12 protein-coding genes are annotated in these 12,320 nt (G+C 44.0%); 9 read left to right on the top strand and 3 right to left on the bottom strand.

All coding sequences use genetic code 11. The annotated features are described in order from the left end of the window. Position 1: 1 nt before the first annotated feature. The 8 genes from ACTJKG_RS26535 (at position 2) to ACTJKG_RS26500 (ending at position 7,398) form a co-directional block, all read left to right on the top strand. Positions 2-508, top strand: a complete 507-nt coding sequence (locus ACTJKG_RS26535; RefSeq protein WP_440740882.1) for a hypothetical protein — start codon at positions 2-4, stop codon at positions 506-508. Then, positions 505-1,104, top strand: a complete 600-nt coding sequence (locus ACTJKG_RS26530) for a toxin-antitoxin system YwqK family antitoxin (RefSeq protein WP_440740881.1) — start codon at positions 505-507, stop codon at positions 1,102-1,104. Before ACTJKG_RS26535 ends, ACTJKG_RS26530 begins: the two co-directional genes overlap by 4 nt. Positions 1,105-1,113: 9 nt before the next feature. Continuing rightward, positions 1,114-2,370 carry a hypothetical protein gene (locus tag ACTJKG_RS26525; RefSeq protein ID WP_440740880.1) on the top strand — a complete coding sequence of 419 codons (1,257 nt, stop codon included), beginning with the start codon at positions 1,114-1,116 and terminating at the stop codon, positions 2,368-2,370. Continuing rightward, on the top strand, positions 2,358-2,732 hold the full coding sequence (locus ACTJKG_RS26520; RefSeq protein WP_440740879.1) for a hypothetical protein: 375 nt from the start codon (positions 2,358-2,360) through the stop codon (positions 2,730-2,732). Before ACTJKG_RS26525 ends, ACTJKG_RS26520 begins: the two co-directional genes overlap by 13 nt. Further along, positions 2,713-3,222 carry a hypothetical protein gene (locus ACTJKG_RS26515; protein WP_440740878.1) on the top strand — a complete coding sequence of 170 codons (510 nt, stop codon included), beginning with the start codon at positions 2,713-2,715 and terminating at the stop codon, positions 3,220-3,222. The genes ACTJKG_RS26520 and ACTJKG_RS26515 overlap by 20 nt, the downstream gene beginning before the upstream one ends. Positions 3,223-3,295: 73 nt before the next feature. Further along, the gene (locus ACTJKG_RS26510) at positions 3,296-4,357 is read left to right on the top strand and encodes a type II secretion system F family protein (RefSeq protein WP_440740877.1); all 1,062 of its coding nucleotides are present in this window, start codon (positions 3,296-3,298) and stop codon (positions 4,355-4,357) included. A 624-nt stretch (positions 4,358-4,981) separates the two neighbouring features. Then, positions 4,982-6,436 (top strand): MBOAT family O-acyltransferase, encoded by a 1,455-nt coding sequence (locus ACTJKG_RS26505; RefSeq protein ID WP_440740876.1) that lies wholly within the window; start codon positions 4,982-4,984, stop codon positions 6,434-6,436. A gap of 8 nt (positions 6,437-6,444) precedes the next feature. Next, positions 6,445-7,398, top strand: a complete 954-nt coding sequence (locus ACTJKG_RS26500; protein ID WP_172338182.1) for a hypothetical protein — start codon at positions 6,445-6,447, stop codon at positions 7,396-7,398. A gap of 592 nt (positions 7,399-7,990) precedes the next feature. On the opposite strand, the gene ACTJKG_RS26495 is transcribed toward ACTJKG_RS26500, so the two are convergent. Beyond that, positions 7,991-9,604, bottom strand: coding sequence for a hypothetical protein (locus ACTJKG_RS26495; protein WP_440740875.1), 1,614 nt, complete (start codon positions 9,602-9,604; stop codon positions 7,991-7,993). Between the two features lie 142 nt (positions 9,605-9,746). On the opposite strand from ACTJKG_RS26495, the gene ACTJKG_RS26490 reads away from it, so the two are divergent. Further along, positions 9,747-10,100 carry a helix-turn-helix domain-containing protein gene (locus ACTJKG_RS26490; protein WP_172338180.1) on the top strand — a complete coding sequence of 118 codons (354 nt, stop codon included), beginning with the start codon at positions 9,747-9,749 and terminating at the stop codon, positions 10,098-10,100. 74 nt (positions 10,101-10,174) lie between these two features. Here ACTJKG_RS26490 and ACTJKG_RS26485 read toward each other — a convergent pair whose 3' ends face one another. Next, the gene (locus tag ACTJKG_RS26485; RefSeq protein WP_440740874.1) at positions 10,175-10,528 is read right to left on the bottom strand and encodes a hypothetical protein; all 354 of its coding nucleotides are present in this window, start codon (positions 10,526-10,528) and stop codon (positions 10,175-10,177) included. A gap of 25 nt (positions 10,529-10,553) precedes the next feature. After that, positions 10,554-12,320, bottom strand: a 1,767-nt coding sequence (locus ACTJKG_RS26480; RefSeq protein ID WP_440740873.1) for an RHS repeat domain-containing protein, incomplete at its 5' end; no start/stop codon positions are given.

The following is a 12,320-nucleotide window of genomic DNA, read 5'->3' as shown; positions in this document are numbered from 1 at the left end:
GATGAAAAGTAAAAAGATAAATTATCTGCTGGGGCTGTTGGTCGTGATCATCTGGGGATCGATCATTTACCGCGTCGTTGCCGCCCTTAATGGCGACAGCGACCTTCCCCTCCCGCAAACAAAACCCCGTGAAATTTACAATGACCATGCGCTCATCAGCGACACCGTGCACCTGCATACCGGGTACCGGGATCCCTTCGGGCAGACCAAACTCAAGGACACAGCGGGCAGCATACCTGTAAAAAAACTGATCCTTTCCAATGTCAATATCTCCCGGCCGGCTGTCAAATCCCTGATCAACTGGGATATGATCAGCTACCGGGGCTTTATCCGTAACCCGGGGTCAAAGAAGCTGATCGCCATTATGACGATCAACGGAAAACCCGTGATGCTCGCTGAAGGAGAACGTTCGGGACCGGTCAAACTGCTCCGGAACTTCCGGGATTCTGTCAGCGTCGACTATCAGGGGCATCATAAATTTATACCGATCAATCCGGCTGCAATATGAAACAACTGCTACTCTCTATACTGCTCTTATTCCCTGCTTTAGTACGGGCGCAGCAGATACCCGGTGATGGCACCAGCCAGGTCCGTATTAATGATACAGACAGGATGATACGTGCCGGGATCTTAGCCATTTCGGCTACACCCAAAACCATTCCCGATCGTCTGTATTATTGGTACGGGAGCGGCGGGATCCACCAAACACAGGGTGGTTACAGCGGGCACCTGCTCCATGGCGTTTATGAAGAATATTTTCTCAACAAAAATCTGCGGATGCAGGGGACCTTCGCGGGAGGACTGAAAGACGGTATCTGGAAAGAATGGAACGAGACCGGAAAAATGAGCCGCCTGGTCACCTGGGTCCGGGGCGAACAAAACGGACCGTTCCAATGGTATACCACCGATGGCAAAGTCAGCACCTCGGGTTATTACAAACATGATCTTTGGGATGGCACCATTACCTTTCATATGGGTACGGACTCCGTTAAAACCCTGCGGTATAAAAGCGGCAAAGTCCTGCCGCCGGGAAAAGGCAATATCCTGAAACGGCTGCACCTGTTCCAAAAGAAGAAAGAGTCCGCAGTAAAACCGGCGGTTTAATGATCAGCTATGCTCAAAGCCTCTTCTTTATATATGGTGATCATTATCGCGCTTGTTATCAGCCTCATTTGTTCCGCGCTGATTAGCGCGGCTTATTTTTACCGGGCGCAATACCAGCTTCATTTTCAATATGACCGGCTGGTGAGCAATTGCAATTCCGGTATGCAGATCCTGTTGAACAATACAGACAGCAGCTACCGGGAACCCCAGAGTTTGTCGCTATCCGGCCTCCCTACAGATTCCACCATCCTTCAGAAATACCCATGGGGAATATTCGACATTGGTGTCATCAAAACCTTTAGTCACCGGGACACGCTATGGCGAGTTTTCAGCATCGCCAATCAGGTAGATTCCAGCAAATGGTCTTCCATTTACCTGATCGATGAAGACCGGCCACTTTCTCTCAGCGGAAAAACAAGTATCCAGGGAGACGCGCGTCTTCCGAAAGCAGGCGTTAAAACCGCCTATCTGGATAACCAGTCCTACAGCGGAGATGAGCAACTGGTCAAAGGGCATATCTATGACAGCGACAGGCAGCTACCCCCACTTGCCGGTCCGCGTCTGGAAATGATCAAGCATCTTTTCCGACAGCCTGCAGACAATAGCGGGCGCCCGGGACCGTCAGCCGGAGCAACCCGGTCTTTCCGGCTACCCACCCGGGTGATCCGCTTAGAGGCTCAGGCCACCCTGCAAAACGCAAGCTTTAACGGAAACCTGATCTTATACTCGGATACTACGCTGACTATCGACAGTACGGTTTCTTTGGAAAATGTCATCGTTGTGGCGAAATCCATACAGGTCAAAAGCGGTTTTCATGGTCATTGTCAACTTTACGCGACCGACTCCCTCAGCGTGGGCGGCAATTGCCACTTTACTTATCCCTCCTGCCTGGCCTTAGTCAGGAACACTTCCGGCATTACCGACCTACCTGGAAAAATAAGCCTGGGTGAACACAGCAGTCTTGAAGGACTGATCTTTACTTATGAAAAACAAAGCAGCAAACTGCCACCCGTAATCAGCCTCGCCAAAAATGCCGTTGTCTCCGGCCAGATATATTCACAGGGGAGCCTTTCTTTAAAGGAAGGAGTAATCATTCGCGGAGGCGTCATGACCTCCCGTTTTCTTTACCAAAACAGCATCACCTCTTACGAGAACTACCTGGTCAATACCCGTATTGATATGACCGCTCTATCCCGGTATTATCTGAGCAGCAACTTAAGCCCGTCCGCTGGCGCCACCCAACACATACTGCAATGGTTAAAATAAAAATCAGGTTTCAGGGCAGGTTATCCGCTTCCAGCCTGATGGAAGCGGTCATCGCGATGGTAATTATGGTCCTGGTCTTCGGGATCGCCATGATGATCTATACGAATGTGACCCGTTTATCCCTTTCCGTCAGGAAAATCCGGGCACAGGCCGTTTTGCAGGAACGCTTAATTCAAACGGTTAAAAACGGCAATACCGATAACCAGCATATCCAGGTCGACGAATTCGAGATCGAGCAAAAGGTCAGCCCCTTCGGACCGGGATCGGGACTTATTCAAATTGAGCTGACCGCATTCGGTGAAAACCACCAGCAGTTAGCGCAATTAAAGCAAATCATCAGCCATGCAAACGAGGCACATTAAACTTCCGGCTTTTACCATCATGGAAACTATCCTGGTCATGGTCGTTACCGCTATCCTGATCGGATTTTCCTATTCGGCTTACCTGCTCATCAGCCGCTCCTATCAATCCTTTAATACCAAAAACAAGCATATGATGACCGTATTGCAGCTGGATAAACTACTGAAAAAAGATTTCATACAAGCGCGGCTGATCACCCTGGAAGACCGGCATCTGATCTTTCACGGTGACAGTATGGTCACTGACTATGAATTCCAGCCGGATTATATTCTCCGGACCCGGGGGCTGACCGATACGTTTTACGTGCAAAGTACTGCTCCCGTCACCGCCTTTGAAGAGCTCCGGTCAGACAGCACCCAGACCGGATCGGATAATACCGTTGACGATCTGCAATTGACCGTATTCCTGCAAAAGCAAAAAATTCCGTATCATTACCATAAGTTATACAGTTCCGAAAACCTTTTTCAACCCAGCACCGATGCCATCCATTGATCTCAGCAGGTACGAGCGTAAAAAAAGCGCACCTTCTTCCCCAGTCACCCGGAGACACAGCTTTCATGACCTGATGAATAAAGACATCAGCTTCGGCAGCAAAGAGCTGAATGATAAAAAAAAAGAGGCCCTTTATCTTGAACTGAGCTCCCTGCTCCGGGCCGGTATTGACCTAAAAAGCAGCGTTGAACTGATCACCAGCGGACAGGAGACCGAAAAAGACAAGCAATTGTTTCAAAGTATCCAGGACAAGATACTCAAAGGCGCCCCCTTCTCCCAGGCACTGCAGCAAAGCGAAAAATTTTCCGCCTATGAGGTTTTCAGTGTCGAGATCGGTGAAGAAACCGCCCAGCTGACCGAGGTGCTCGAAGATCTCGCCAACTTCTATCAGAACAAGATACAGCAGCGGCGCAGGGTAATTTCTGCGCTGACCTATCCCTGTATCGTGATGAGCACCTCTGTGGGCGCCGTTTTCTTCATGCTCAAATTCGTGGTGCCGATGTTTGGCGACGTTTTCCTGCGCTTTGGCGGGGAACTGCCCTGGATCACCCAACAGATCATCAGTCTGTCCAAAGCGATACAAACTTATTTTCTGCCGGTCCTGCTGGTCACCATGCTCTGCGGCGGATTGCTTTGGTACTTCCGTAAGCACGAGCAGTTCCGGAAAACCGCCGCCGCACTGGTCCTCCGTTTACCGGTCATCGGCAATCTGGTACAAAAAGTTTACCTGGCACGCTTTTGTAATTCCATGCGCCTGCTGCTGGGCGCCCGCATTCCCCTGCTGAGAGCCATCACGCTGAGTAAAAAGATGATCGGTTATTATCCGATCGAATCTTCACTAGGACAGGTGGAAAACGAGATCCTGAAAGGCCGTTCCTTACACGAAAGCCTGCGTGATTACAAGATCTATCCCGCTAAATTGATCATGCAACTCAAAATAGCAGAAGAAGGTAATAAACTGGACATTTTTTTTGGTCGTTTGTCTGATCAATACCTCAAAGAAGTAGAATATCAGACCGCCACACTGAACAGCGTCATGCAGCCTGTCTTCACCCTGGTATTGGGTCTTATAGTCGGTATTATCATGGTGGCCATGTACCTGCCCATGTTCCAAATGAGCAATACTTTTCAATAGCAGAGCCTCAGGCGTTTTCTTAAAACTACGTCACCATGGTGATGACTTTAGCAGGCCTTTAATGCCAATCAGGAAAGAACAGAGGATATCGTGAAGCTATTCCAGCTGTCAAAGCCGGTGTTTATGCCAACCTAACTGGCGGCCGAACTACTAACCATTTTTTGATGCAGATGAATTACGAACCTTACGATATATATTTACAAAACATTCAGAACTGCTCCAACTTCCTGGATGTAATTAAAAACTCGAATATTACAGGGTAAATTATTGGTACCGACACTTCATTCACATCAAGTAGAAACGAAAGGTAAATAAAGGAAAGGCTTGCGTAAACTACTCAACCAGGAAAAGTAAAACCAGGCTTGGATTATTGAATGACGTCTAATAAAATAAAGAAAAAATAACCAACCCCGGCGCCTTCTGTCTCTACAGCCTTAAGTTGACAAAACAAATGACTGTTCACCTATGGTATTACCCCATAATAGCATAAAAAATTGTTCCACCATTTTACACCAGCTCGTTTGATCGGATGGCATCTCACTTAGACTACTTGGGGGCTTATTTAAAAAATGGTTATTTGGATAGCGGATTGTATATTTGGACACTTAATCCATATTCCATAATATGCTCTTTAATTCTGTTGCTTTCGCCATATTTTTGCCAATCATATTTATTTTATATTGGTTTCTAACAGGTAAAAATTTAAGAATCCAAAATGTATTACTTCTTATATCAAGCTTTTTCTTTTATTCTTATTGGGATTACAGATTTTTATTACTGCTGATACTTTCCATTTCCCTCGATTTCGTAGTTGCCAAAAAAATTCACAATGCAGAAGGACCGAAAAAGAGGTTGTGGTTTTTAACCAGTATAATTTTCAATTTGGCGATATTATTCTTTTTTAAATATTTCAACTTTTTCATTGAATCCTTTTCTTCCGCGTTTGGGACTATTGGAATTCCAATTAATGTGAGTATTCTAAATTTGATATTACCACTGGGTATTTCCTTTTACACCTTTCATGAATTATCCTATATAACAGACATTTACAGAGGAAAAGTTAAACCAGTAGAAAACTATGTTGACTATGCACTTTTTGTAAGCTTTTTCCCTTTACTGGTGGCTGGCCCTATTGAAAGGGCTACTCATTTATTGCCGCAGATTCAAAAAAAAAGATATTTTAATTACAGCCAAGCTGTTAACGGCTTAAGGCAATTACTTTGGGGCTACTTCAAAAAAGTAGTGATAGCGGATAATTGTGCTGAAGTAGTGAATTCAATTTTTAATAATACTTCTACATCACATACAGGCAGCGCTTACTTTATAGGCGCAGTTTTCTTTTCATTTCAAATATATTGTGATTTTTCCGGATATTCAGATATCGCCCTGGGAACTGCCAGACTGTTTGGGTTTGAATTATTAAAGAATTTTAATTATCCATATTTCTCCCGTGATATCGCTGAGTTTTGGAGACGATGGCACATATCATTAACCACTTGGTTTAGAGACTATGTTTATATTCCGCTAGGAGGAAACAAAGGAAGTACCTGGATAAGAGTTAGAAATACATTTTTAATTTTTTTAATTAGTGGTTTTTGGCACGGCGCGAATTGGACTTTTATTGTTTGGGGACTTTTAAACGCTGTATATTTTTTACCATTATTGTTGCTCAAAAAAAATCGAAGCAATTTGGAAATAGTTGCCAAAGGCCGTAATTTCCCCACGCTTAAAGAGACCTTAAGTATTATTATAACCTTCATTTTGACAACCTTAGCTTGGATTTTTTTCAGAGCCGAAAATATGACCGCGGCGATATCCGATATTTCTGCGATTTTTTCACCATCATTAATTACCCTCCCACATCTTGCTTCATTTACATTTAATATTTATGCGCTGGATGTGTTGATATTATTATTATTATTAATAGAGTGGGCGGGCCGCGAACAAAACTTCGCGTTAGAAACACTTTTTGTTAAATCCAAACGATTTATCAGGTGGCCATTTTATATAATAATTATTATAACTATCGCTATTTGGAGTAAGGATCAACAACAGCAATTTATATATTTTCATTTCTAAAGTTGATTATGAAATCATTTATCCGCAGTGTCGCAATTTTTATTTTTTTACTTGTTTCTTTTAATATTTTAGGGATACTTGTTATTCCACCAACAGCTTACGTCTCTAATTCCTTATTATCTGGTAAAATAAAAAAAGATTCTTTATTGAGAAATACGCCCTCTCCAAGAGTGATACTCATAGGAGGCTCGAACGTTAGTTTTGGTATAGATAGTTATACAATAAAAGATTCGCTAAAAATAACACCTGTTAATACTGCAATACATGCAGGTATTGGATTGATGTATATGCTATCGCACACTATTCCTTTTGTAAAAAAAGGCGATATTGTTATCATCTCTCCAGAATATGAACAGTATTATGGTAATCTTTTTTTGGGGAGTGACGAGCTCGTCAGAACCATTTTTGACGTTTCAAAAAGCGATTACAAATATTTAACTTTTGACCAATGGGTACATTTAACCCCATATATTATCCAATATGGCTATTCAAAATATAATTTAAGAAATTTGTATTTCAAGCGAATACCTATTTATTCACCGTCAGACTCAGTTTATTTAAAAAGTTCATTTGATAAGTTTGGCGATGCTACGGTTCATTGGAAGTTAAAAGGCATAACCGTTCCACCCGAGGATATTAAAAATAAAGGCGACCAATTTAATTTTGATGTTATAAAACAATTGAAAGCATTTCAAGCCGCTGCTCAGCAAAAAGGAGCAATAGTTTATATTACCTATCCTGGCCTTCAGTCAAGCTCATTTGCGAAAAGCGTTGGACAAATAAATCAAGTTTCATATGAATTGAAAAAGGCGAATTTTAAATTGCTGGGAAACCCCTATCAATATAGAATACCCGACTCGCTATGCTTTGATACCAAGTATCACCTCATTAAAAAGGGGGTAGATATGAGAACCAAATTATTGATTCATGACCTAAAATCAAGTTTGGCATATAATAAATAGGACCTATGCAATGATGATAATTATATTTTTTATCTGAATAAATTATAAAAAACTTCCATCAAGCTTATCCTTAATGATCCTGGTGATTATCCCATCCGCGTTTACCGGCCAACCCTACCCAAGATGCTTTCCCCCGCGAGCGCAGTCCGTTATGATGATAATTTAACTAATTGGAACAGAAATTCCCCTGCCTTCGGCATTTCCGAGATTTATGGCGATATCTGGAACCCCGGTATACAAATTAACGGGATCAATCCATATTTACCGAGTGCCGCTGCGTTTGGTGACGGGCCGATCAAATCTGTTCGGAGAGATACCGCCGGTGGCGACATGTGATAATCAGCGTCAATAGTAAGAGGTATAAGTATTTCATTTTTTTAGCATGAGCCCTTCAATCTCGTTTTCTTTTTCTGTGTGTTCTGTGATTGGAGCGGCATCCCGCCTTATCATGACAATCAGCCAAATTAGTGGGACATCATGGTCGGCTCAAAGTTCAGTATGCGCAGCCATTCGGTAAAGCCAGCATGTAAACGGGTGTAGGTACGGTTCATGTGTTAGTTTGCTAAATTGTGTGCCCTCTTGTTTTATAGGCTTATTGGGTTACTGACTTCTTCTTGCTGGCTTTCTGCACTTTGTGTAACCCATCGCTGGTTTGGGTTACTGTTGGGTTACGGGCTACTGAATTGATCGTTTCCAGTATAGTCTTGACCATTTGCCGGGTATCATTGGTTAGGGATTCAAGGTCATTCCAGCTGTTTACCTTATACTCAAAGCCTTTGTAGCTGCTGCCACGTACTATTTTGATGTAACCCATCAGTTCCAGTACATATAGGTAACGTTGCATACTACTAGGTGTTATCCGAAGCATGGAGCGGATATCTTTGCTATAAAAGCTTTCGGTATGGTTTTGCTTTAACCAGGTCTTTAGCTTCTCAAAGAAAGTACGGCAAGCATCGTTCAGTTCAACACTCTTTTTGAGCAGGGTTGTTTCCAGCAGTGAAAAGGCCACCTCGATATCTTCAATCGTCGTTTCCACGTACTGCTTACCGGTAGTAGTATCGGTTTGCAGTTCCCGCTGGTACTGGTGGTAGAACGTTATGGTTTCGGTGAACAAAAGCAGCAGCAGCATGGTACGCCTGGGCTTAAAGATGGCCTCCGGCAATTGCAGGTAGGTGGCGAACGGGTTTTTAACGCTGACGGGTTGCAAAAGCCGCTGCACGTTCTTCAGCTGTTCGCGCACGTTGCGCTCGGCCTGCTGATCCACAAGCCCGGCGCTTTGCCTGCGCTGGTAGTCCATGATCTTTTTATCCTGTTCCGGGCTGCCGTCCGTGTACAGCAGGATACAGCGGTTGGCGTTATCTTCGTAAAGCTGTTCACGGGTGGTACACCCGCTTACACATACCGGGCCTTCGACATTAAGCGTAACCGTTTTCAGGTTACCCTTGCTGTCTTTCAGGGTCACCGTCTTACTGATCCGGCGCTTGCTTTGCAGTTCCCGGAGCGGGTACAGCACGTTATCGGCACCGTCCATATCCTCGATTAGCAATAACTTATTCTTCAATTCATCTTTACCAAAGTAGTAAAAGGCATTCATGGACAGCATAGTGATCTCCAGTTTGTCTTCTTCAGGGATCAATTCGCTGACCCTTTCCTGCAGCCAGGTCTTGCCGGTACCGGATGGCCCCAGGCACATCAGGTGCAATGGTGTATTCCGTTTTCTCGATGTATAGACCAGGTAGGCGATCAGACTATTAACTTCCTCGCCGACAATACCGCTGGCCGAGATCGCCTGCCGGGTCCGTCCGAGCAGGCCGGGCGCTTTGAGGTATTGCAGGGCAATTTTCCGCTCGGCCTCGGTGAGCTGCTTCTTTTCTGCCTGTTTTGACTTCATGGCTTCCAGCCGCTCAGTCCGGTAATCTTCCAGGGCAGCAGTCAGGCGGCTGATCACCCCGGCCAGTTCAGCCGCAGCCACATCCAGCGCATCACCGGCTTTCTCTATCAGCTGTTCGGTGTGAACGCTGTTGTACAAGTCAAGGTTGTGGCGGAAAACCCTGTTGGTATTGCCACCGCAGACTATCTTTAATATTACTTTTAAGCGGTCGAAGCCGGTCAGTTTGATGCCCCCCAGGACGGTAATGTGCAGTTTACCATCAATGTATAACAATAGTTCAGGATTTTCTACAATAAGCTTAGATACTATATTCATTGGAAATGATGTTGTATACTACTTTTTTATTTTGCAATAATAAGTATGGTGCTTGTATAAACGCAAATGATACCCATTTGTATTTTACCACGTACTTTATGTATCATTCTTAGTATTTTTGATGTGATAGGAACAAGGAATAATGAGTTTAGGAACCCGGATCAAGGAGTTACGTACGCAAAAAAGATTGAAACAGGCAGAGCTTGCCGAAATCGCCGGCCTGAACTCTTATGTACAGATCGGCCGATATGAAATAGGCAAAGCTAAACCCGCAGCAGATATGCTTTCCAAGCTGGCCAAAGCGCTGGACACCACTACCGATTACCTGGTAAATGATGATGTGAACGATGCATCCGTAACAGCGCAATTGACCGACCGGGAACTGCTTAAACAGTTTAAAGAAGTGGAGTTATTTAGCCCGGAGGACAAGCACCTTGTGAAGACTTTTATTGATGCCTTTATTACTAAAAGGCATATCCAGGAATTAGCTAAGTAAGGCTATTTAACAAACAAAACCCCCTTTGCAGGGGCTTTTGTCGTTTTATATATAACTGATAATAAGGCCATAATCTACTCTTTTTTGTAGTCTGTATCAAAAAAGCTTATACTCTCTCGGATTTTTTTAAAAGGATATTCTCTGATGCTTAGAGTAGCAGCAGTTAAGTTTTTTATCACATGCAATTCAGGCTTGTGTGTTCCAACAACAATTTTAAGAATAGAATCTTTTACAAGACAATATTTGAACTTGTACGTTGTTTGAGTTGAATCCATTCGTCTTAAACCAGAACCATCTCCATTAAAGACCATCATAACATCTCCAACCTCCTTGCTTTTATAAACCCATTTTCCAATGATAAGCTTTTTATAAGTCTTGTGTATACTCTGCTTCTTATGTTGGAATGAACTGCTTATAAAACAGATCATAACTAACAGGGAAATGAAAAGCAATTTATTGCCCTGTCGCTGTAAGTTTCTTTTTAACATCTTCTCTTTTCTGAACTGTAATATCAATATTTGTTCCTGTACCTGCCTTTTTATTGGCGTCTAATCTTTGATTTATATCTGCGCCGACTGCATTAATGGTTTTATTACCTGCTACACATGTAAAACATCCTTCGGAGCCCGTTGTTCGACCTTCACCACTTAAGTTTGTATAGTTTCCACCTACATGTATAGATACACCTTTCGCTACATCTGGCTTTGTTCTGAGTGCGCCGGGCATTGGCTCTGCTGCAAGTCCTCTTGAGCCATCCTTATTTGTTAACACAATTGCCGGAAAACCTGTGTCTTTTGGATAATCATTAACCATAATACCGTTATATGAACCTTCAGATGTTTTAGGCTCAAAGGCAGTATTATTTACATTGTAACTTCCTTCAGAGCCTTTGTCGCCAAAGTTTAATATAGGAGCGTCTCTTGTAACTGTATATGTTGAAACCTTGTCGGTTGCATCATCTGTAATAGTCATTTGGTATGTTGGAACTGACATAGTGAAACCATAAGGCTGTTTAACACTCTCGCTGCCGATCACTCGAATTTGCGTAGATCCAACTGGCTTATCGCTGATTGTTATATGAATATCAGCCGGAGCCATTCCCCCTACATCGAAAATCCGTATAGGATTATTCAATCCATAATTATAGGGCGACCAAGATTGATACTTGTCTGCAAGCGGATCCACACTCGTCCACCTGGCAATCACCGGATCATAGAACCTGGCACCGTAGTCATATAAACCCAGGTTCTCCTGCAGCTCCTTCTTATTGTAAAGATACTCATTTTTAGGGCTCGCTGTGCTTGTGTTGATCTCCATCCCAAAGGCATAGTAATCATCTACCTGTACCTGCCTGGCTGTTCCCGTTCCCGTATCAAAGTTCACCCGGCTATTCCCCAGGTGATCGGTTAACGTGTATTCATAGTTGTAACTGATGGCGTCTTTAGGCAATGTCCTCCCCTCTTCCGTCTGGATAAAGCTGATTGTGGATGACGCCGCCGTGCCGTCATACTGGATACCGGAGATATAATCCGTCTTGGCTGTGTTTATTAGTCTGGACAGTTTTTGTCCGGTAGCATCATAGGTATAGGTCGTGCTCTTGCCCGTGATCGTCTGCGGCAGGTTCAATAGGTTATAGGCAATATTACTGATCCCTTTACTGTTGTCACTGATCAGGTTACCATTACCATCATACGCATAGCTCGCTATCCCGCTTTTCTGACCGGCATTGTTACCGGTCGCATCCGTTACCGCCTGTAACTGGCTGCTCCCCGTAGGGTACGTGTACGTCAATTGATCGATCAGGGTATCCCGCCGATAACGGTTTAAGCCCGTGATATTCCCCAGCAGATCATACGTGATGTTATTCTCATGGTTACCCGTCGATGCCGTCGCCGCCGTTAACCGGTTCAGCTGGTCATAGGTATACGCGTAATTCTTAGTCAGGCTGCCGGGTGTTCCCCAGTACTGGTAGGCGATGTTGCCGTTATATTGTTTACTCGTCCCGGTATTGTAATACAGCTGCTCGGCAAACAGCGGCGCGCTGCTCGTGTTCAGCCAGCCACGTTCATTATAGCTATAGGTAATGGTTTGTTTAAAGCTGGTGCTATCCGTACTGTGCAGGTTCTTTCTCCATACCTGTCCCAGTTCGTTATACTCTGTTTTCGACAGGATCGGGTTTGTATCTGCCGCCTGGCCCCCGTTCTGGATCTGCTCCCTGGT

Source organism: Mucilaginibacter sp. 22184 (assembly GCF_052045695.1).
GTDB lineage: Bacteria > Bacteroidota > Bacteroidia > Sphingobacteriales > Sphingobacteriaceae > Mucilaginibacter.
Note: the sequence above shows the minus strand (reverse complement) of the source record. Positions and strands in the feature narration are given on the sequence as shown.